The organism is Porcincola sp. LCP21S3_C12 (assembly GCF_052118625.1).
GTDB lineage: Bacteria > Bacillota > Clostridia > Lachnospirales > Lachnospiraceae > Porcincola.
In genome coordinates, this window is record NZ_JBQKGW010000002.1 from 196,443 (window position 1) to 217,458 (window position 21,016).

General features: G+C 51.8%; 18 protein-coding genes. 3 read left to right on the top strand and 15 right to left on the bottom strand.

From position 1 onward, the window contains the following. Nucleotides 1–28: 28 nt before the first annotated feature. From ACTQ1N_RS01985 to ACTQ1N_RS02010, 6 genes are all read right to left on the bottom strand, one after another. On the bottom strand, nucleotides 29–841 hold the full coding sequence (locus ACTQ1N_RS01985) for an ABC transporter permease (protein WP_441954110.1): 813 nt from the start codon (nucleotides 839–841) through the stop codon (nucleotides 29–31). Between the two features lie 9 nt (nucleotides 842–850). After that, nucleotides 851–1,792: an ABC transporter permease gene (locus ACTQ1N_RS01990; protein WP_441954112.1), complete on the bottom strand. Its 942-nt coding sequence runs from the start codon at nucleotides 1,790–1,792 to the stop codon at nucleotides 851–853. 28 nt (nucleotides 1,793–1,820) lie between these two features. After that, a complete protein-coding gene (locus ACTQ1N_RS01995; protein WP_441954114.1) occupies nucleotides 1,821–3,356 on the bottom strand; it encodes an ABC transporter substrate-binding protein in 1,536 nt (511 codons plus the stop codon). Nucleotides 3,357–3,408: 52 nt separating this feature from the next. Next, nucleotides 3,409–4,587 carry a hypothetical protein gene (locus ACTQ1N_RS02000; protein WP_441954116.1) on the bottom strand — a complete coding sequence of 393 codons (1,179 nt, stop codon included), beginning with the start codon at nucleotides 4,585–4,587 and terminating at the stop codon, nucleotides 3,409–3,411. Nucleotides 4,588–4,922: 335 nt separating this feature from the next. Further along, nucleotides 4,923–6,014: a tryptophan--tRNA ligase gene (gene trpS / locus ACTQ1N_RS02005; RefSeq protein WP_154522719.1), complete on the bottom strand. Its 1,092-nt coding sequence runs from the start codon at nucleotides 6,012–6,014 to the stop codon at nucleotides 4,923–4,925. A 182-nt stretch (nucleotides 6,015–6,196) separates the two neighbouring features. After that, nucleotides 6,197–7,510 (bottom strand): AI-2E family transporter, encoded by a 1,314-nt coding sequence (locus ACTQ1N_RS02010; RefSeq protein WP_441954118.1) that lies wholly within the window; start codon nucleotides 7,508–7,510, stop codon nucleotides 6,197–6,199. Between the two features lie 246 nt (nucleotides 7,511–7,756). Between ACTQ1N_RS02010 and ACTQ1N_RS02015 the strand changes: the two genes are divergently transcribed. Beyond that, nucleotides 7,757–9,199 carry an 8-oxoguanine deaminase gene (locus ACTQ1N_RS02015; protein ID WP_441954120.1) on the top strand — a complete coding sequence of 481 codons (1,443 nt, stop codon included), beginning with the start codon at nucleotides 7,757–7,759 and terminating at the stop codon, nucleotides 9,197–9,199. 69 nt (nucleotides 9,200–9,268) lie between these two features. On the opposite strand, the gene arfA is transcribed toward ACTQ1N_RS02015, so the two are convergent. The 4 genes from arfA to ACTQ1N_RS02035 form a co-directional block, all read right to left on the bottom strand. Beyond that, complete coding sequence (gene arfA, locus ACTQ1N_RS02020) at nucleotides 9,269–10,780, bottom strand: arabinosylfuranosidase ArfA (RefSeq protein WP_441954122.1); 1,512 nt, start codon at nucleotides 10,778–10,780, stop codon at nucleotides 9,269–9,271. 71 nt (nucleotides 10,781–10,851) lie between these two features. Continuing rightward, nucleotides 10,852–11,688 carry a carbohydrate ABC transporter permease gene (locus tag ACTQ1N_RS02025; RefSeq protein WP_320807954.1) on the bottom strand — a complete coding sequence of 279 codons (837 nt, stop codon included), beginning with the start codon at nucleotides 11,686–11,688 and terminating at the stop codon, nucleotides 10,852–10,854. Nucleotides 11,689–11,691: 3 nt separating this feature from the next. Then, on the bottom strand, nucleotides 11,692–12,597 hold the full coding sequence (locus ACTQ1N_RS02030; RefSeq protein ID WP_441954124.1) for a carbohydrate ABC transporter permease: 906 nt from the start codon (nucleotides 12,595–12,597) through the stop codon (nucleotides 11,692–11,694). Nucleotides 12,598–12,683: 86 nt separating this feature from the next. Next, complete coding sequence (locus ACTQ1N_RS02035) at nucleotides 12,684–14,009, bottom strand: ABC transporter substrate-binding protein (RefSeq protein ID WP_441954126.1); 1,326 nt, start codon at nucleotides 14,007–14,009, stop codon at nucleotides 12,684–12,686. A gap of 371 nt (nucleotides 14,010–14,380) precedes the next feature. On the opposite strand from ACTQ1N_RS02035, the gene ACTQ1N_RS02040 reads away from it, so the two are divergent. After that, nucleotides 14,381–15,451, top strand: a complete 1,071-nt coding sequence (locus tag ACTQ1N_RS02040) for a LacI family DNA-binding transcriptional regulator (RefSeq protein WP_441954128.1) — start codon at nucleotides 14,381–14,383, stop codon at nucleotides 15,449–15,451. A 61-nt stretch (nucleotides 15,452–15,512) separates the two neighbouring features. Here the strand turns inward: ACTQ1N_RS02040 and ACTQ1N_RS02045 are convergent, their stop codons facing one another. From ACTQ1N_RS02045 to ACTQ1N_RS02065, 5 genes are all read right to left on the bottom strand, one after another. Further along, the gene (locus ACTQ1N_RS02045) at nucleotides 15,513–18,188 is read right to left on the bottom strand and encodes a glycosyl hydrolase 2 galactose-binding domain-containing protein (RefSeq protein WP_441954130.1); all 2,676 of its coding nucleotides are present in this window, start codon (nucleotides 18,186–18,188) and stop codon (nucleotides 15,513–15,515) included. 87 nt (nucleotides 18,189–18,275) lie between these two features. After that, complete coding sequence (gene crcB, locus ACTQ1N_RS02050) at nucleotides 18,276–18,635, bottom strand: fluoride efflux transporter CrcB (RefSeq protein WP_441954132.1); 360 nt, start codon at nucleotides 18,633–18,635, stop codon at nucleotides 18,276–18,278. Between the two features lie 28 nt (nucleotides 18,636–18,663). Next, nucleotides 18,664–19,524: a deoxyribonuclease IV gene (locus ACTQ1N_RS02055; RefSeq protein ID WP_441954134.1), complete on the bottom strand. Its 861-nt coding sequence runs from the start codon at nucleotides 19,522–19,524 to the stop codon at nucleotides 18,664–18,666. Nucleotides 19,525–19,577: 53 nt separating this feature from the next. Next, nucleotides 19,578–20,042 carry a low molecular weight protein-tyrosine-phosphatase gene (locus ACTQ1N_RS02060; protein WP_154522758.1) on the bottom strand — a complete coding sequence of 155 codons (465 nt, stop codon included), beginning with the start codon at nucleotides 20,040–20,042 and terminating at the stop codon, nucleotides 19,578–19,580. Between the two features lie 153 nt (nucleotides 20,043–20,195). After that, nucleotides 20,196–20,390, bottom strand: a complete 195-nt coding sequence (locus tag ACTQ1N_RS02065; RefSeq protein ID WP_441954136.1) for an integrase — start codon at nucleotides 20,388–20,390, stop codon at nucleotides 20,196–20,198. A gap of 44 nt (nucleotides 20,391–20,434) precedes the next feature. On the opposite strand from ACTQ1N_RS02065, the gene ACTQ1N_RS02070 reads away from it, so the two are divergent. Further along, complete coding sequence (locus ACTQ1N_RS02070) at nucleotides 20,435–20,917, top strand: transporter substrate-binding domain-containing protein (RefSeq protein WP_441954138.1); 483 nt, start codon at nucleotides 20,435–20,437, stop codon at nucleotides 20,915–20,917. Nucleotides 20,918–21,016: the final 99 nt, after the last annotated feature.

Consider the following 21,016-nt stretch of genomic DNA (forward strand, 5'->3'; position numbering starts at 1 on the left):
GAACGTTTGCCGTACGCCATCCTTCTCTTCATGCCTGTCCTCTTCCGGTTCCCTGCTGTATGCCTTCGGAAAGCAGCGAGACGGCTAAAACAAGCAGCACAATCATGCCTCCCGTCCCGAGCGCATACCAGGGTGCTGTATTCAGGTAGGTCTGACTGTCCTTCAGCATGGAACCCAGGCTTGCCTGCGGTGGCTGGATCCCGACCCCCAGAAAGCTCATGCTTGCCTCCGCCAGCACAGCATTGTTGAAGCCGATCGTCACCGCCGGAAGAAGAACCGGGAACGTATTCGGCAAAATATGCCGAAGCAGAATCCGCCCTGTGGAAACACCCATCAGCCTTGCGGACTGAATGTAGTTCGTATCCCGCACGCGGGCAACCTCCGTCCGGACAACCCGTGCAAAGCTCGGAATAAACAGAAGACCAAGGCAGAGCAGAATGTTCGCCATGCCTCCGCCGAAGAGACTGACCACCACCAATGCAAGCAGGATGGCCGGAAATGCCGTGATCGCGTCACATACCCGCATTAAAACAGCATCTGCAATCCCTCCGAAATAGCCGCACAGGCTTCCGATCAGCACACCGCCGATGCATCCGACAGCGACCACCCCCAGTGCAATCAGGAAGCTGGTTCCAGCCCCGCTGATCACCCTCGAAAGCACATCCCTCCCGAAGTTGTCTGTTCCCAGAAGGTGATGCAGGGAAGGCGGCAGGGTCTTCTCCGCCGCATTCATCGCGGTCGTCCCGTACGGTGTCCAGAAAAATCCTGCAACAATGACAGCAGCCAGCACCAGCGACATGATTCCGCCTGTTTTCAGAAAACTATTCTTCCGAATCTTCATGAAATTCCCTCAGGATACCCGGATTCTCGGATCAATTGCCATATTGATGAGATCCGCCGCAAAGTTTACCAGAATGATAAAGACTGCCATCATGACCACGATTGCCTGGACGACCGGGAAATCCCTGCTCCCGATCGAGGACAGAAGCAGCCGTCCCAGCCCCGGAATCGTAAAAACCTGCTCGATGATGATGGTTCCGGTCATGATTTCCGCAGCCGACTGCGCGAGAAATGTCACAACCGGCACCATTGCGCCTCTCAGGGCGTGGCGCCGCAAAATCTGGCCGTCCGTCAGCCCCCTTGAGCGGGCAGTCCGCACATAGTCCTCGGCCATCTGGCTGCGGATTGAGCTGCGCAGCATCTTCACGGTCATGGCAGACCGCGGGAGCGCCATCGCCAGCGCCGGCAGCAGAAGATACCCCAGTCCCCCTGTCACACTTTCAGAAAGCGGAACATAGGCGCCCGGCACAAAGAGCTTCAGCACAATACCAAACAGATAGACACTGAGGATTCCGATAAAGAAAGGCGGAAGTGCCATGAACAGCTGATCCATGATCAGGAAGAAATGATTCACCCGCACGCTTTCTGACCTTGCAGTCAGAATCCCGAGCGGTATCGATATAAACACCGTCATGGCGAATGACAGCGCGGTCAGGATCACTGTCACAGACAGCTTTCCCTTCAGCATCTCCGCAACGGGCATGCTGTAGCTGTAGGACATCCCGGGGTCTCCTTTCAGAAATGAAAGAAGCCACCGGCCGTACCGGACCAGAACTGGCTGATCCAGCCCCAGCCTGGCGCGGAGCTGTGCCGCCTGCGCCGCTGTTGCATCCGCGCCAAGCATCTTTGTCACCGGATCTCCGGGAATGACCTGCAGCGCGAGGAAGGTGAGCAATGTGACAATCAATAATGCGATCATGAGATTCAGTATTTTTCTCAGCAAAACCTTCATGCTCTCTCCTCGCAAAAGAATCTGCAGATTACGCCAGCTTCAGCGTGGAAAAATCCAGCGCGTAAAGCGGATACGGCGTGTAGCCTGTGAACTTCGGGCTCAGCGCGACAAAGTCCGCCAGGTCCTGGATGTAGACATTCGCGGCTGTGTCAGACAGAATCTTTTCCGCCTGCCTGTACAGCTCCGTCTGCTCCTTGTCATCGGTTGTCGACTGTGCCTTCTTCATGACAGCATCATAATCCGGATTGCTGTACCCGATCATGTTTGTCGCATCGTCTGACATCCATCGCTGAAGCAGCGCGTCCGGACTGAGATACGCCGCATCGAAGCCGATCACGGTCGCATCGAAATCCCGATTCTGATACACATCGCTCAGCCAGGTCTCCCAGTCGCCCTGCTCAATGTTTGCCGTCACGCCGATCTGGGACAGCTGCTCCGCGATGACCGTCGCAGTGTCTACATGCTGTGTATAGTTGCCAGGTACCTTGATTGTGAAGCTCAACCCCTGGGCCCCCGCGTCGGCAAGAAGCTGCTGTGCCTTTTCCGGATCATACGGATAGGCATCGGTGAGGCTGTCGTCAAAGTACTTTTTAAAGCTCGGGTACATCGAGCTTCCGAGTTTTGCGCCATGTCCGTCCTCCGTGAGCTCCAGAATCGAATCCACATCGATTCCGTAGCAAAGCGCCTGACGAACCTTCTCGTCGTCAAATGGTGCCTTCGCATTGTTCAGATAAAGCGCCTGAACCAGATTCATTTCCCCTTCCGTGACCTTGTAGCCATTCGTAAGATTCTTTGTCTGGTCCACTGTCAGGTGAAACGCCATGTCCAACGCTCCCGCGTTCAGGGCGGTGAAGAGCGCGTTGTTGTCCTCGAAGATCTTACAGGTCACTGTCTTTATCTGCGGCAGCTTTCCGTAATAATCGTCATTGCGCTCAAACACGGCATTGTCCTGCACCGAGCGGGAAACAAACCTGTAGGGGCCGGTTCCAACCGGTGCAGACGCCTGATCGGTATAATCTGCCGGAACGATGGATACGCTTGAAACAGCGCTCAGAAAACTACTCAGCGGCTCCTTCAGCGTAATGGTGACAGTATTTCCATCCGCCTTCTCACCCGCAATATCAGAAAGCGCCGACGCCACAGAAGAATTAACCGTGGTATCGGCGCAGGTCTTGAATGAATAGAGAACGTCATCCGCTGTCACTGTCTCTCCGTTGTGGAACTTCACCCCGTCCCTGAGCGTGAAAGTGTAGGTCAGACCGTCGTCCGAAATCTCGTGCGACGACGCGACAGCGTCCATAAAATTACCGTCCTTGTCGGGCTTTACAAGCCCTTCAAACACATTGAACATGACCTCTCTGGTTCCTGCAGCCGTTATCTGATACGGGTCAAGACTCGAATCCAGGTCCTGGGGCAGACCGATCGTAATCCCGGTGTCCCCGGAAGAAGCAACATCTCCGTCGCTGGAAGCCTCCGTCTCAGTCGTAGCTCCAAGGCAGACAGTGCCAAGTGAACCCGCAAGCACGAAGGCAGTCAGCAGAGCAGCAAGTGATTTTTTATTCATTGCCTGTCTCCTATCGACTGGAATCTCTTCTCCCATTATTAAATTGCCGGGTTCATTGTATGAAAAAGCTGCCGGAAATGCAAGAGGTCTGAATCACCTTCCTTTCATGCTGCTCTGAAATTGTTTCTGGCGGAAGAGCCGGATACCAGGGCGCCGTCACCTTCCGGAGATGATACTGCCCATCCAGCCAGCTGTCCTCGATCGCCGCCGTATACTTGATCCCTTCATAGCGGAATCTCAGCCGAATCTCCTTCGAGAAAAGGCTCCGGCTCGGGAACAGCCCGCTCCTGCGCATCAGCTTCACGGTCGCCCATTTGCCAGGCTGGATATCGACCCGCTTCCGGCTTGCCATCTTCAGCTTCGCTATCTTATCAGACGCTGCGGAATTGTTGTCCGACTTATTGACCGAATATTCAGCCGCATATGCGCTGTAGAACGAAATCGTTTTGTCTCCCGCGTTGTGAATGCGGACGTACATATACTTCCTGTTTTTGGAAATGCTTTTGATATAGGCCTGAAACTCCGGTTTTCTTGTCTGAACAGTCACCTTGAATGTCCGGACCTTCTTCTGGTATGTCACCGAAATGCTGCAGATCCCGGCTGACACACCCGTCACAGAGAGATTCGTTCCAGATACCGACACCCTCGCAACCTTTGTATTGGAAGACTTCGCTGAGGACACTTTGACCAGAGCTCCCTGATTGTTCCGGGTCGGAACCAGAACCGTCTTTCCCGCCGCGACAGTGATCTCCGAGGAGAGGATGTAGGATGGCCCCGCTTCCGCTCGGTTGTCCGTCACAGCATAGGATACCAGAAGCGGCTGCCGGACCGCTTCCGTATCGGTAACGCGGAACCGGTAAGATCCTGCCTGGAGCGTCACACTGATCCGGTCATAGACCTGGTACTTGGATGACTTGACCTGAACATACCGCTGGGCGCCGTACCGGGTATAGGTTCCGGCGACCGTTCCATTCGAGAGGTTCAGGATTTCATACTTCAGGGCACTAAGCGTTTTCTGCGTCAGTCCCGCCTTGTTCACGGTGGAAGAAGAGACGTTGATCGTCACCGTCTCGCTGGACGGGACACTGAAGTCAGACCAGGCAATATACCCCTGCGGCGATAGTGTGTACGACCTCGATGACAGGCTCGCCGCATACGTACAGCCCGCCATCAGCATTGTCAGGATAGCCGTCAAAAACAGCAGCCTGCGGACTTTCCCTTTATTCTCCATAAACTCCCTCCCTTCCTGTGCTCCCACGCTCATCTCTGTTGTGCCGCGCTCCCGCACCGCTTCCGCGCTGCTACGCGCTCATCTCTGTTGTCGTCGCTTGTGTGGACTCCCCCTGACGCGCAAGCGCGTCGTGCGAGTCCGCACAGCGACTGGACGCCGTGTTCTCTGCATAAGTCCCCGCGGCCCGGCGCTGCTCCGCAGCTTCCGGCCCGCTTCCAGAGATTCGCGCTCCCGCACCGCTTCCGCGCTGCTACGCGCTCATCTCTGTTGTCGTCGCTTGTGTGGACTCCCCCTGACGCGCAAGCGCGTCGTGCGAGTCCGCACAGCGACTGGACTTATGCGCTGAAGTAGTTGATTTGCATGGATTTTTTGACGTCGCTCAGTGTCTGAGCGGCGATGTTTTCTGCGTACTTGGTACCGTCCTTCAGGATCTCAATAACCGACTGGAGATCTTTCTCGTACTCGGCGCGGCGTGCCCGGATCGGACGCAGCGCTTCCTCCAGCACGTTGTTCAGGAACTTCTTCACCTTTACGTCCCCGAGTCCGCCTCTTCTGTAATGCTCCTCCATCTCGCTGAGGTTCTGATAATCCGGCGCATACTCCTCAAACAGCTGCTTTGCGTTCGGCGCATCCTCCCCCGCAAATGCCTCCAGGTAGATGAACACCGGATTGCCCTCCGTCTTTCCCGGATCAGAAACCTTCAGATGTCCCGGGTCTGTGAACATGCTCATGACCTTGGTCTTTACCGTCTTCTCATCATCTGAAAGATAGATGCAGTTTCCGAGAGACTTGCTCATCTTCGCCTTGCCGTCTGTCCCCGGGAGCCTGCGGGACGCAGCGCTCTTCGGCAGCAGGATCTCCGGCTCCACCAGTGTCTCTCCATAGATGGAGTTGAACTTTCTGACAATTTCTCTCGTCTGCTCGACCATCGGCTCCTGGTCTTCCCCTGCCGGGACAACCGTTGCGCGGAAGGCTGTGATGTCCGCTGCCTGTGAGATCGGGTAGCAGAAAAAGCCAACCGGCGTTCCCTGACTTTCCTCACGCTCGGAGAAGCCCCTCAGCTTGATCTCTGCCTTCACAGTAGGATTTCGCTGCAGTCTCTGAACCGTGACCAGGTTCATGTAGTACTGGGTGAGCTCCGGCAGCTCCGGGATCTGAGACTGAATGAGAATGTGCGATTTTTTCGGGTCAATGCCTGCTGACAGGTAATCAAGCGTGACATTCATGATATTGCTCCTGACCTTCTCCGGATTATCCCAGTTGTCGGTCAGCGCCTGCGCGTCCGCAATCATGATGAGAACATCATCAAACGCACCACTGTTCTGAAGCACCACACGCTCTCTTAGAGATCCGACATAATGGCCGATATGAAGACGGCCTGTCGGCCGGTCACCGGTCAGAATTACTTTACGCTTCTTTTCTGACATCTTGAAACTGCTTCCTTTCCATATCTTAATCTGAGTCTATTGTACCCGATTCTGTCTGCATACTCAACCAGCCGACGCATTTTCGGCCACCCACCAGACCGGATTCTTTCGATCATATCCCAGTTTCAGCTCCGGTCCATAGTGCCTGCATCTCACGCCCGCGGCCCATCCCGGCTCTCTCCTCATTCCTTCTGCCGCAGCTTTCTCGCTTCCATGATGCCGACCCATCGATCCAGCCATACTTTCAGAAGCGCTGCCACCGGAACGGCCAGAATCATCCCGCCCAGTCCTCCGATTTTGCTTCCCAGAAGCAGGGCAATGATCACCAACATCGGATGAACCTTCACCGCGTGACTCAGAAGCTTCGGATTCACAATGTTTCCATCGATTGTCTGGATGATAAACACGACGATGATGCTGACGATCAGTTTTTTCCAGTCCTGGCTCATAATTCCGACAAAGCCTGTGCATCCGTACGCCACGAACGGACCCACATACGGAACCAGGTTCCCGATCCCCGTCAGCACGCCGATGATGACGGCAAACTTCACATTCAGAAGCAGAAGGGCAATGCTCACAACCACCATCATAAACAGCGCATCGAGCAGCTGTCCGCGAATATATCCGGAGAAAACTCTGTCGGCATCGCGCACTGCTGTCCGCATCACATTTGTCGCTTTTTCCGGAAAAACAGACCGGAAGAATCGTTTCCAGTACCGTTTCAATCCATCGGCGTCAAGTGAAAAATACACCGCAAAAATAACCGCGAAGGCTCCATTTGCAAGATAGCCAGTCAGATGAGACAAAGCATCGCTGACCGCCCTTCCTGCCTGAGAGGCGAGATTTCCTGCCCACGACGTAATCGTGTCTGTGACCGTCGCGAGCGCATCCGAGGAGATGTTCATCTGCTCGGACCACTTTTTCAGCTGAATGTATACCTCGTTGAATGACTTCGAGATTCCGTTGATGAAGTTGGTGATGCTGTCAAAGCTGACAACCGTCAGCTCATGCGTAAATGCAGAAATCAGGAATGTCAGCCCCAGTGCCAGCGCTGCGGCTACAATCAGAAATGTGATTCCGACCGCTGCTCCCAGCCCACTTTTATTTCTTTTCCTGTAATAAGGAAGTTTCTCCAGCCTCCGCCTGAAAAAACGTACAATCGGCGCGAACAGGTACGCCAGTGCAAAGCCCAGCGCCAGCGGTACAAAGATCACCCTCATCCAGTGAAACCCCGCGCCGAGTGCCAGCGCGATCTTGTCCAGATTGTCCCCGATCCGGATCAGAATGAAGATCACAACAACCGTAAAAACCACGTAGAATGAGATCACGCTGTATCTGTGATTATTCGGGATCCGGTCCCGGAAGTGTTTCTCCTGCTTCGACGCTCTTTTCTCCGCATCGGGGGCTGCTCCCTTCACTCCCGGATCCTCCTTCAGACCATCTGTCTCAATCGTCTGTCCGTCTTTCTTCTGGTCTTTCTTCTGGTCTTTGTCCATGAATGCCCTCCCGTCTCAGGCTGCTGTCCCGGCCTCAGATATAGCCTGAATATACCAGATATTACACTCCGGTTCCATTCCCGAAATCCTGAATTTTTGTCTGACAGTCTTCCAATCATTTGCAATGTGTGCTACGATGAGGCTGATGAATCAGACTTGTCTGCTCAAGTATAGCAGACAGCTCCCAGTTTGAGAAAACTGGCTCATAATCGACCTGGATCTGCAATCTGGAAAGGAAGTGTTGTGATGAGCAGACTTCTTGTAAAGAATATTGATACGCTTGTTTCCTGTGATAACGACGATCATGTCTACAACCATGTCGATCTGGTCTGTGAGGACGGAAGGATCTGCGCGATTCGTCCGCATGAGGACTCGCCGGCGGTTCGTTCCAGCAGTTGCTGCACATCAGGCGACTCTTCCGGCCATATGCCAAAAGGCGACGCAGCCGAAGCGGAATATGACACAGTGATCGATGGAACAGGCATGCTCTGCTACCCGGGGCTGGTGAACGCGCACCATCATCTCTACCAGATCTTCTCGCGGAACCTGCCGCAGGTTCAGAACATGGAGCTGTTCGACTGGCTCACCACTCTGTACGAGGTGTGGAAGAATCTGAACGAAGACACCATCCGCCTCTCCTCTCTTGTCGGAATCGGCGAACTGATGAAGAACGGCTGTACGACCATCTTTGACCATCATTATGTCTTTCCGGAAAATGGCGGCGATCTGCTGGCAGCTCAGTGGCAGGCGGCAGAAATGCTTGGCGCACGGATGCATTTTTCCAGAGGGTCCATGGATCTGTCCAAAAAGGACGGAGGGCTGCCACCGGATTCCGTCGTACAGAGCGTTGATGAGATCATGAAGGATTCTGTTCGCCTGGTGGAAAAATATCAGGACAATTCCTTCACGTCCATGCACCGCATTGCACTGGCACCTTGTTCTCCATTTTCCGTCTCACCAGACCTGCTCCGGGAAAGCGCGAAGCTGGCGAGAAGCTGCCATGTCCGTCTCCATACGCACCTCTGCGAGACAAAGGATGAAGAACGCTTCACGCTCGAGCGCTTCGGGATGAGGCCTGTCGCCTACATGGAGAGCCTCGGCTGGCTCGGACCGGATGTCTGGTTTGCGCACGGCATCCACCTGAATGATGAGGAGCTTCAGCTTCTGGCAGACACCGGCACCGGCGTCTGCCACTGCCCGATCTCGAATATGAAGCTTTCCTCCGGCATTGCCCGCATCCCGGACATGCTGAAGGCCGGCGTCCATGTCGGCCTCGGTGTCGACGGAAGTGCCAGCAACGATGGAAGCAATCTTCTTGAAGAGATGCGTGTCTGCTTCCTTCTGCACCGTCTGAACTCCTCGAAGGCAGCACCCGACGGCTATCAGGTGCTGAAGATGGCAACCATCGGAAGCGCTGCCCTTCTGGGTCGTGAGCATGAAATCGGCAGCCTCGAAACCGGGAAGTGTGCGGACTTCTTCCTAATCGACTCGCACAGGCTCGAGCTGGTCGGTGCCTGCTATGATCCGAAATCCGTCCTTGCTACGGTCGGCCTGAAAGGCGCTGTAGACTGGACTGTTGTGAATGGAAAGGTGACGGTCGAGCACGGCCGCCTTGCCGGCGCAGATGAAGAAAAGATTGTTGCGGATGCAGATGAGGAGCTGAAGCGATATTTGGCAGACATCATGTGACTCTCCCCTTTCAAAAAGGCCGCTGCCTTCTTCTGGTTCCCAGAGAAGACAGCGGCCTTTGCATGTTGATCAGACCGTCTTTTTCAGCCTGATCACGTTCCAGCTTCTCGCCGGCAGAACACTTTTCAGTGTTCCGTCTTCAACTTTGCTGTTCTGACAGAATACCGGCGCCACATTGTCCGGCTTCTCTTCCGTGTTGACAGCCTTGAGGTCTTCATTCGTCAGAAGGATATGCTCCTGAACCTGATACCCCTCGAACTGTCTGACATCCATCGTTACGCTGTAATCGCTCTTCAGATCCTTGTTGACGGCAAAGAGCGTGAGCGTTTCCTTCCCCTCATCCGCAATCACAACCGCGTCAACGAAGGGTGCATCTCCATACTTACTCTCATATGTATCGACCTTGACGGCGGTATTGAGAACCGTGCCGCGCCCCATCGTGCTGGCATGCAGGTACGGATAGAAGATTGTCTGCTTCCAGGCACCTGTATCAGATGTCATGATCGGTGCGATGACGTTCACCAGCTGCGCCAGGCAGGCGATCTTGACACGGTCTGCGTGCCGCAGAAGTGTGATCAGCATACTTCCAACCAGCAGCGCGTCCTCAAAGTTGTAGATGTCCTCGAGCTGATGCGGATGCTGCACCCACTTTTCAAGCTTCGCATCCGCCTCGTTGGAATGGTACCAGACATTCCACTCGTCAAAGCTCAGATTAATCTTCTTGTCCGATCTCTTCACCGCCTTGACATAATCGCAGGTCGCGACAACGCTGCTGATGAACTGATCCATGTCCACGCTGCTTGCAAGAAAATCCGGTGTGTTGTTGTCGCGGTTTCCGTAATATGTGTGCAGGCTGATGTAATCGGTTGTGTCGTAGCTTTCCTCGAGCACCGTCCGCTCCCAGCTTGCAAATGTCGGCATGGATGAATTCGAGGACCCGCAGGCGACGCACTCCACCGATGGATCGATAAACTTCAGCATACGACCCGCTTCATGGGCGATTCTTCCATACTCGCGTGCTGTCTTATGCCCCATCTGCCAGGGACCGTCCATCTCATTGCCGAGGCACCAGAGCTTGATGCCTAAAGGCTCCTCGGCCCCGTTTTTTCTGCGGAGGTCGCTCAGATAGGTTCCGCTCTTGATGTTGCAGTACTCAATCACATCCTTTGCTTCAGTCACGCCGCGGGTTCCAAGATTGATCGTGTACATCGGCTTCACATCCGCCTTCTTCGCCCAGTTCATGAACTCATGGAGGCCGAACTCGTTCGTCTCAATCACGCCCCACGCTGGGTCGATCCTGTGGGGTCTCTGGCTGACCGGACCGACAGAATCCTCCCACTTGAACCCGGAGACAAAGTTTCCGCCCGGATAGCGGACATATGGGACCTTCAGTTCTTTGATCAGGTCGATGGTATCCGTTCTCAACCCATCCTCATCGGCGAATTTGCTGCCCGGCTGATAGATTCCTTCATATACCGCCCTTCCCAGATGCTCGATAAACGAGCTGAAGATCCGCTCATCTACTCTGGATACTTCAACCTCACGGTCAATACTGATTCTTGCCTGCTTTCTCTCTTCCATGATAAACTCCTCCTCATCAATCATTTGATCCAATAATGTGAATGTAATAAAGCCATCATTCCATGCGATTATTATCCTTTTACACTGCCCGCTGTCATTCCTTCAATAAAGTATTTCTGGAAGCAGATAAACAAAATCAATATCGGGATGATCGCAAAGCACGAGCCCGCTATCAAAATATCGTAATTGTTGCCATATGGTGAAAGCAATGACTGCAATCCAACAGGAAGTGTGATTTTATCCATCTTGTTAATAACAATCATCGGCCAGAGGAAATTGTTCCAGCTTGTCATCCCCTCGTAAATTCCCATCGCAGCAAAGGAAGGTTTCATGAGGGGTAAGATCACCCGAAAGAAGATGCCGTATTCTGAACATCCATCCACTCTTGCAGCATCTATCAGCTCCTTCGGAAGCCCTGATAAATACTGGCGAAAAAAGAACACCATCATCGGGACGACCACATATGGCAGAATGATTCCCCACATGCTGTTAATCAAATGCATACGAATCGTTAATTTGTACAGAGGCAGAAGAATAACCTCTGTTGGAACCATCATGACCATGAGAACAAAGACAAAAAACAGATTCTTAAACCTGAATTCATACATGGCAAAACCGTATGCAACCCAGGCGCTCAAAAACAAGGACAAGGCCGTCTGAACAACTGTGATAACCAGACTGTTCTTGTACCAAACAAAGTAATCATTTTTCCCGCTGAACAGGAGCTTGTACTCGTCAAAGTTTGCGTGAGCCCAATCAATCTTAAAATTCAATCCATTTCTCATCAGTTCCGCGCCAGGTCTCAGAGATGCAACAAACAGCAAGGCCAGAGGCAGGAGCGTAATGATCACAATGATCAGAAATAGAATGAATAGCTGGACAGAGCGTCTCTTTTCGTTCTTTTTCATTGCTTACACCCCCTTTCCTTTCTTTCCAATCGTTCCATTCACTGTCAGCTGAATCAGGTTGATTCCTATTACTATAATCAGGAATATAACTCCTACAGCCGATCCGATTCCTAGCTGATTTTGCTCCAGCCCCATCCTGTACAAAAAACCGACAAGCGTTGTTCCAACATTGTTAGGAGACTTGTTCCCGTTAAACAGCATATATGACTCCGAGAACATCGCCATACCGCCGAATATTGAAATCGTCAGTACATATATGGCCGTCGGCTTCAGGAGCGGAAGTGTCACATAAAAGAACTGCTGCATTCTGGATGCGCCATCGACTTCAGCAGACTCATACAGATCTCCCGGGATCTGCTGAATTCCTGCCAGATAATACATCATATTGACACCTGTCCATCTCCACAAACAAATAAAGAACAGTGCCATCCAGACTGTGGCAGGATTGCGCAGCCAGACAACGGGCTTTGCCCCAAATATTTCAATGAACTGATTCATAAACGAACCGGGAAGTTCACCAAACATCAGGCGGAAGACAACGCCAGCCACAACAACTGACGTTAGCGCCGGGATAAAGAGAATACTTCGAAATGTTGTTTTTGCCCGCATTTCCCGACTGTTTAAAAGAGCGGCTAATATCAGAGGAATCGGAATCATCAACGCGCAGGATACAACTGTATAAAAAATGCTGTTTTTCAGTGATTTGATAAAGACCGCATTCTTTACGATTTTATAATTTTTCAATCCAACGAATGCTCCTGTCTGAACATTCTGGAAGCTCATTCCTACCATGCTGAAGATGCAGTATACATAAAACACTGCAAATGAAATCAGAAACGGAAGGACAAACATATATGGTGCTACCTTTTTCGAGTATATGAATTTCGTTGCAGCGCGTTTTCTATGCATCTTTCAATTCCTCCAATGTGTCCTGAATCATCTAAAAAAGAGGTGTCACGGCTACTGCCTGACACCTCTCTTCTGAAGCCTGCCGATCAGTAAACGATTGTATCCTGCTCATCCTGAAGAAGCTGCATAGCATCTTCATCAACAGAATTTTCGAATGCATTTGCATAGGTTGTGGACACCAGCACAGAATAAGTGGCTGAATATGCTCCTCTGATGTTCGGTGCCGTAATGTCTGTTCCATTTGCCTTCAGAATATCGAATGGATTGGTTGTGAAGAACTGAAGGAACTTATTGTCAGGATCTTCTGTAATCGTCTTATCATCCCAAAGCTCCGTCCTGATTGGATCAAACCCGAGCTTTTCCCATTCATAAGTGCAGCCTTCCTTCGAAAGCTTTGCAAAAGCAAGGAAATCCTTGCAGAGCTGTTCGTCCTTCGCTCCTTTGATTACGGAAGTACCCGTTCCGCCCTGCAGAACCTCATGCACATCTCCCGACTTCCAGACCGGCATCGGATAAATCGCCATCTTTCCTTTGAGGTCTGTCATGTAATCGGTGAAACGTCCCATGTACCACAGCGGCATCGTGATGGATGCGCATCCACCGTTATTCATAAATCCGTACCACTCCTCAGTATGGAAGCCGCCGCCTGGAGCAATCTGGATTGTGCCGTCTTTGATCATCTGACGAATGAAGTTGATGACATCTGCGTGATCCTGGTTTGCGATCGATGGATTCCCATCTTCATCTACATACTGGCTTCCCTTCTCCAGCAGCATCGCCTGCGGCAGGAAGAGATCATTCACTTCGACACACGCCATTGGTTTTCCGGTTTTTTCCAGAACTGTCTTTCCAGCTGCAGCGAAATCATCCCATGTGTCAATCTTTGATGGATCAACACCTGCCTCATTCATAATATCCATATTGTAGTATGTGACAGTCGCTCCAAGATGGAAGTCCGCTCCATATACATGCTCCCCATCCCCATACATGGATACTCTGGAATAGACAATATCATTCTTGTACGGCTCGACAGCATCATCAATTGGAATCAGATATCCGCCGTTCAGGAACGATCCGTAGTAGCCGATCTCGATATCAGCCATATCCGGTGTTCCCTCACCTGCCGCGCAGGCCGTAAGAAGTTTCTCATGCAGAGCATGCGATTCTCCTGTGGTTACCGTTATGTTGATCGGTCTGTCCGGGTTCTGCTTGTTCCATTCATCTGCCATCGATGTCCAGAACGGAACATGAAGTTCCTGAAAAGTCCAGAACTGGATATCTGTTCCTCCATCAACAAACGTATTTGTCCCTTGCGTAGCTCCATCAGTCCCGGAAGCAAACGCCGGCACCGCTCCCAGAATTGTGGAAACAGCCAGTGTAGATGCAAGAACTTTTCCGACTAATTTCTTCATCAGTTTCTCCTTTCCTGACTCCCTGATTATTATGTTACTATTTTTGTATTTCATTCGAAATACAGTTCCGTACGGAGGGTGAACGTTATTCTTACGATGAAGATAGATTAACGTTATCTTACGTATATGTCAATATAATTATTTCACAAGATTATAATAATATTATTATATACATTTAATCATTGATTGTTTTTATTATATATGTTTATTATTTACAATAATTGGTACCGATATCATTTTTTATTGTCATGTTTTCCATCATCGTAATACTTGAAAGTGTGATCATGACATGACTCTCCGATTCTATTGATGTACATTATCTGCATATAAAACCCATTCGCATATGTATAAAGCGAGAGCAGGAGAGCACAATGTTGAATCATAAAAAAAGACCAACTCTCTCGACAGTTGCGCAGCGCTGCGGCTACTCCGTCAATACAGTTTCACGCGCACTCCGCGGAGACCCAAAGCTTCCCCAGGCTACAGTTCAAAAGATCAAGGCCGCCGCAGATGAAACCGGATACATTCCGAACCGGCTCGCTTCAAGTTTGCGGTCGCATGAATCGCATGTCGTTGCAATCATCATCGAGGACATCGAGAACCCGCATTATTCGCATCTGATGGCAAGGATCGAACAGGAGCTTCAAATCAGAGGCTACAACGTGATAATCCTGTGCAACAACAAAAGTCTTGCATCGGAAAAGGAACTGGCTGCCCTAGCCGTCTCTTACTCTGTCTCCGGTGTCCTTCTTTTTCCTCAGGATAGTGTGAAGACGGCGAATGAGGGATCTTCTGCAGTTCAGCTTCTTCAGGCAAACCACATCCCGGTTGTCATTGTAGACCGTTCCATCCGGCAGCAGGATATCGACTGTGTCAGAGTAGACGATGAGGCAGGCGGATACCTTGCCGGTAAAGTTTTATCTCAGCTTGGACATCGTCATTTTCTGTTCCTGGCTGGTCCCCAGAACAATACCTCACAGCCACTCAGGCAAAAGGGTTTTTTACAGGCTGTCAGCGATTACTGCCCCGCGACAAATAGAAGTGTCAGAATCACTGAAGAAAACGACTGTTTCGCCGCCATCCGATCCGGCCAGCTGGCCCGTCTTCTAACACCGCGTGACTATTCCGCGCTTGTCTGCTTTAATGACGAAGTTGCTTACTATTGCATGCAGGCTCTGCAGGACGAAGGGTATCGTATTCCGCAGGATGTATCTCTCTGCGGGTTCGACAGCATCGGAAGCGATATCCGGTTTCTGCCAAGGCTGTCCAGCATTGCCCATACCAAGGGATACAGCATCGCGGAGTATGCAGTGAAGGCGCTTATGAACCGGATCGAGCACCCCGCCGCAGCCCGCCAGGATATTGTTCTGCCAGTGTCATACTATGATGGCGGAACCTGCGCAGGACCAGTCAGACTGCATCGTCGTCCTTCTGACGTATAAAAAAAGAGGACGATTCCACAGCATCCCAGATGCCATGCAGAATCGTCCTCTCTGTGATTCATCAAATATCAAATACGCTTCTCACCTTCAGATCGTCCATATCTCCCTCAAGAATCTGAAGGGTGCGGCTGCCTTTCTCCATGTCGAAGAAGTTGTCGTCCAGCCGTACGTAACCGCCTGCACTATAGATCTCCACCGACTTTGCGTACGCTTCAGCTGTCACTGTGACCGTGCGGTCCTTCCTGTTGACATCAAGCTCCAGGTGCGGATCAGCAAAACGATAGTGCTTCGTCGGCACAAACAGAACGCTTCCCTGTGCCGTATCATCCGCAGTCAGATCGGCTCCGTCCGCTGCGCCTTGCGTCCCCTCTCCTTTCAGCAGTGCATAGTGCAGATGCACGGAGCGGATGTCAGCATCTGAAACATCGATGGTGTCGAACCACTCGCTTGAGAATGGTTTCACTTCCGCCTCAATACGTCCGCTTTTGAGAATGCAGCTCGACTCATCCCGCAGTTCCCATACAACCGTCCTCTTCTGCACATCCCAGGTCTCATTTGTCAGGCAAAGCCGCGCTGAATAGGTATGCGGTTCCGGTTCACTGATGCAGGTCAGTCCCTGAGATGCCATGCCGTTTTCCTCGCAGCTCAGCATGACCGGCGCAAAGAAACGCTTTGCATAGTACTGGAGTGCCTTCCAGCGATAATAGTAGTCTAAAGACGCCCAGGACGCGACCGGCCAGATGTCATTCAGCTGCCAGTAAATTGCACCCATGCATCTGTCATCGTTTCTGTTTCGTCTGAAATGCTCAACACCATACTTGATGGCCTCAGCCTGAAGCAGCTGTGATGCATAGAGCAGGTTTTCAAAAGTCTCCGGGTAGCGGTAATTCTGCGACAGGTACATCATGATCTTCCCGTTCGCACCTGCATTTCTCTGATGCATCTCCATCACATAAGAGAAAATGTTGCGGTCCTGAGGCTCCGTAAAGCTTTTCACCGTCGTCAGGCACGGGAAAGACTGAAATCCAAACTCTGACAGATAGCGGAACCGGAACTTCCGGTATTCCGTAAACGGGACACCGCCGTGCCAGACGTTCCAGTAATGGACATCTCCGCGGCTGGGATCGCTCGGATTGTCCAGCTTTCCGCCTGATGACGGAGAGGACGGCCACCAGAAGGTGTCCGGGTCTTCCTCTTTCAGAATCTGCGGAATCACATATTCATTCTGAATCAGATAATCTGCCTTCGTGATGGCATTGCACTCGTAGCCACCGTCAAAGGTGAATCCTTCCATCTCGTTGTTGCAGCACCAGAGTCCCAGGCTCGCATGATGGCGGATCCGTCTGACATTCTGTCGGATTTCCTCCCGGATCTCGTCATAGAATGCCTCATCGGACGGATAGAACGCGCAGGCAAACATCAGATCTTCCCACACAACCAGGCCGTATTCATCACAGTAGTCGAAGAACCAGTCATCCGGATAGAAGCCGCCGCCCCAGACCCGGATCGCATTGAAGTGAGACTCTCTGCAGTATCCGAGCATGCGCTTCGTCCGCTCCGGCGATCTCCTCGAAAGAATGTTGTCCTCCGGAATATAATCTGCCCCCATGGCGAAGAATGTCTGACCATTTGCCTCTGTGGCAAATGTTTCACCCCACTGATCTTTCTTTCTTCTCATCGTCATCGTGCGGAGGCCAATTCTCCTGGTCTGCCGTTCGATGACCTCTCCCTCTCTTCCAAGGAGACTGACCGTCACTGTGTAAAGGGGCTGGTCTCCAAGTCCGTTCGGCCACCAGAGCTGTGGACGCTCTACCTCGAACGGCTCACCGTTTTTCAGGCAGAAGACTTGTCCGTCCGGGGCTGTCAGTTCGATTCTGATCGATTTAGCATCGTCCCTGCCGCATATCTGATCGCTGCCGGTCTGCCCTGCGGCTTCACCACTTCCAGCGCTATCAATACCGTGTGATACAGCTTTGCTGCTCCTCGCGGCACCAACACTGTGTGATGCAGCTGCGCAGCTGTCCGCACCATCAGTACTGGATGCTGATGTCTCTGCTTTCACCGTCAGCTGCACACGCACCCTGCCCGCCTTTGCCTGTGCAGCATGCTCCGAAGCGCCCATCGCCGCACTGCCATCCTCCAGCAGATGATTCTGGTGAATGCGCACATCCGTGATTCTCTCATCATTCCAGCCAAGGAGGGTGACATCCTTCCAGATACCTTCATCAGGCAGTCTCGGGCCCCAGTCCCAGCCAAACATGCAGTGAGCCTTCCGGAGATACGAGAAACCCTTCATTGCTTCGATCGAGCCGCCAAGGTGATGTTCCTTGTCCCTCTGTGCAATCCACCTCGTCGGAGACTTGATACATACCTTCAGTTCATTTCCGCTCTCTAGGAGCAGACCTCTCACATCGAACTCGTAAGCCGTGTGCATATCCATCGTCAACCCGATCCACATCCCGTTCAGGTAGATGTCCGAGATGGTATCGACGCCATCAAAGCGAAGCACCTGATGAGCCCGACTCAGAAGCGCTGGATCTGCGTCAAACGCCTTCACGAAGGTATAGTCCCCCTTCACAAGCTCCAGCGCCTTGTATTCATTATCCCTGTAGAAAGGATCCTCCATCTTGCCTGCATCCAGAAGGAAACTGTAGACAGATCCGGGAATTTTCCCCTCGGTCTTGTTTCCATCCGGTGCCAGCATGCTCCATGTTCCATCCAGTGTAAAGGTTTTCATGTCGTAAACTCGCTGCCTCCTCAGCCCTTGACTATGCTTCACAATCATATCCATTCTACACGATGCAGCCTTTCCCGCATGCCTTTCTTACACAATATGCTCAGCTGCCGACACCGCCAGTATGCCACAGGAAAGACTTAGAATGACATACAAAACTGCCACCCCATTTTGTCCCTTCGCCATCAGTGCCTCCGTCTCCAGCGCAAAGGAGGAAAATGTCGTAAACCCGCCGCAGATCCCGACTTTCAAAAACAACACCAGTCTTGGATTGAGTGAATTCTTCGTGGCAGCCGCCGCTACCAGACCGATAACGAAGGCGCCGATGACATTGATCAGAAACGTCCTGAGCGGAAACCCATTCTCAGGGTTCATCGGAAGCAGACCCATCAGATAACGCAGCACTGCACCGGCCGCCCCTCCGACGGCAACAATCAGACATTGAAGCATCTCTCATCCTTTCTTTCCACGATTTGTCTCATGCAGACTGCCACTCTTTCACCATTCTGATTTCCCGGATGTATCCGTCCCATTCATTCGGTGTTTCCAGTACAAACGGTCTCCCTGACAGTGCCGGGTGACGCACGACGCGCCGAAGTGCTTCTAATCCGATGCAGCCTTGCCCCAGCTTCTCATGCCGGTCTTTGTGAGAACCGCACGGATTTTTGGAATCGTTCAGATGCACTGCCCGCAGATTCCGGAGACCTACCACCCGGTCAAATTCCGAAAGCACGCCGTCCAGATCCCCAGCGATGTCATACCCTGCATCCCATACATGACAGGTATCAAAGCAGACCCCAACCTTCTCCCGCTTGTCCTCATCGATCCGGTCCAGAATCTCACGCAGCTGTTCAAATGTTCTGCCGATCTCCGTTCCCTTCCCTGCCATCGTCTCCAGCAGCACAACCGTACTCTGCCCCGGACTGATATAGCGGTTCATAACCTGCGCAATGCGATCCATGCAACTCTCCTGATCCTGCTTCAGCGAGTTCCCCGGATGGAAATTGAAGAAATTGCCCGGAAGCTGCTCCATTTTCGCCAGATCATCTCGAAAGCACTCCTCCGCATATTCGCGTGCCCGCTCTTTATCTGAGCACAGATTCATGGTATATGGCGCGTGCGCTACAAGCTTCCCGAACCCATGCGCTTTCAGAAACCCCTCAAGCGCAGCCATATCGGCCGGTTCCGTTTTTTTCACCTGACCGCCCCGCGGATTGCGTGTGAAAAATGCGAATGTATTGCCGCCCATCGAAAGACATTCCCTGCCCATGGCCTCATATCCGTTCGATATGGATAAATGGCAGCCGATATATATCTTATCAGAATTGCCCTCTTCCACCTGCTTATCTCCTTTTTCAGATTCATTTATCAAGCTGCATTCAAGACGATCTGTCAGCGCCGTTTTGATTCAAAGTGCGCGAGCAGTCCCTCGCATCCTTCGATGATCTCATCCGCGCAGGCATCAAACCGCCGGGTATACCAGGGATCCTCGATCTTATGTTCCGGTCTGCCTGTATACTCCATCAGGTAATGCAGCTTTCCCTCCGGATCGCCGCCGAGGATCCAGTTCATGTCGCTCAGATTCTCTTCATCCATTCCGATCAGCAAATCATATCGGTTATAGTCCGCCTTTCGAAGCTGGCGTGCTCTGTGATCGCCGATCGGAATGCCCTTTTTGCGAAGCGCCCGCTCCATCGGCGGATAGATCGGATTTCCGATCTCCTCCGTAGTTGCCGCTGCAGACTCAATCAGAAAATCTCCGGCAAGCCCACGGCGATTCACCATATCCTGAAGGATATACTGGGCTCCGACAGAGCGGCAAATATTGCCGTGGCAGACGAAAAGTATTTTTATCATATAATATTTCCTTCCTCCTGATATTTCAGTTTATCATGATGCCGGAGACGACAAAAGACCTAGAAAGCATTTCACACAATCGCATCTGCCTCCCGGGTCCTTCTGATCTATATGCTCCTTCTGGTCACATTCATCCAGTCTTTTTTTCTTCCCTTATCCAAATTTCACACTGCTCTCGATGCTGAAGCCCGTTCCGTTCAGCCGGTCAAGTTCCACTCGCGCGCTGTTTATCTCCGACAGTCTCCGCAATTCATTTTCCGCATCCTCCAGTCCCAGATGCGTGTAGGTGTTCATCGTTACGCTGATGTCCGAATGACCCATCAGGTACTGCAGCGGCTTCTTCGGCACAGACCGGTTCCGCAGATGCGGGGACACAGGATGGCAGCGGCGATGTGACTGTGATCAAGGCGGCAACCACAGGTATGCCCAAGCCGTATGTATATCAGGACGAAAATGGAAATCTCACAGGATATGATATTGAAGTTCTCCGCGCAGTCTTTGACCAGCTTCCTCAATACAAGCTGGAGTTTCAGACAGCTGAATTCGCATCTCTTTTCAGCGGTCTGGATGCAGGCACTTACGACATAGTAGTGAACAATATCAGCTACCAGAAAAAGCACGCCGAAATTTACTACTATTCTCTTCCCTACGGAGTAACTTCCAATGTCTTCATTCAGAGAGAGGACGACAAGCCGCTGACGTCACTTGCGGATGCTGCAGAGCGGGGATATAAGATTGAATCAGATGCTGGTTCCAATGTGTCGAATGCAATCGAGGCATGGAACGAGGAGAACCCGGATAAGCAGATCACATTGATATACAGCGATGCTGACCTTTCCGTATGGTTTGAACACATCGTGGATTCTGAGTTTTAAGCCATTTGTACTAGTAACTACTGTCAAGGCTCTGAAAACAGCGTAAATTCAATACTTTTGAGGCTCAACTGCATTGCAAATCTCCGTTATTAGTAGTAC

Coding starts and splice junctions, on each gene's coding strand:
- ACTQ1N_RS01985 (WP_441954110.1), bottom strand. CDS start 841: ATGAAGATTCGGAAGAATAGTTTTCTGAAAACAGGCGGAATCATGTCG.
- ACTQ1N_RS01990 (WP_441954112.1), bottom strand. CDS start 1,792: ATGAAGGTTTTGCTGAGAAAAATACTGAATCTCATGATCGCATTATTG.
- ACTQ1N_RS01995 (WP_441954114.1), bottom strand. CDS start 3,356: ATGAATAAAAAATCACTTGCTGCTCTGCTGACTGCCTTCGTGCTTGCG.
- ACTQ1N_RS02000 (WP_441954116.1), bottom strand. CDS start 4,587: ATGGAGAATAAAGGGAAAGTCCGCAGGCTGCTGTTTTTGACGGCTATC.
- trpS (WP_154522719.1), bottom strand. CDS start 6,014: ATGTCAGAAAAGAAGCGTAAAGTAATTCTGACCGGTGACCGGCCGACA.
- ACTQ1N_RS02010 (WP_441954118.1), bottom strand. CDS start 7,510: ATGGACAAAGACCAGAAGAAAGACCAGAAGAAAGACGGACAGACGATT.
- ACTQ1N_RS02015 (WP_441954120.1), top strand. CDS start 7,757: ATGAGCAGACTTCTTGTAAAGAATATTGATACGCTTGTTTCCTGTGAT.
- arfA (WP_441954122.1), bottom strand. CDS start 10,780: ATGGAAGAGAGAAAGCAGGCAAGAATCAGTATTGACCGTGAGGTTGAA.
- ACTQ1N_RS02025 (WP_320807954.1), bottom strand. CDS start 11,688: ATGAAAAAGAACGAAAAGAGACGCTCTGTCCAGCTATTCATTCTATTT.
- ACTQ1N_RS02030 (WP_441954124.1), bottom strand. CDS start 12,597: ATGCATAGAAAACGCGCTGCAACGAAATTCATATACTCGAAAAAGGTA.
- ACTQ1N_RS02035 (WP_441954126.1), bottom strand. CDS start 14,009: ATGAAGAAATTAGTCGGAAAAGTTCTTGCATCTACACTGGCTGTTTCC.
- ACTQ1N_RS02040 (WP_441954128.1), top strand. CDS start 14,381: ATGTTGAATCATAAAAAAAGACCAACTCTCTCGACAGTTGCGCAGCGC.
- ACTQ1N_RS02045 (WP_441954130.1), bottom strand. CDS start 18,188: ATGAAAACCTTTACACTGGATGGAACATGGAGCATGCTGGCACCGGAT.
- crcB (WP_441954132.1), bottom strand. CDS start 18,635: ATGCTTCAATGTCTGATTGTTGCCGTCGGAGGGGCGGCCGGTGCAGTG.
- ACTQ1N_RS02060 (WP_154522758.1), bottom strand. CDS start 20,042: ATGATAAAAATACTTTTCGTCTGCCACGGCAATATTTGCCGCTCTGTC.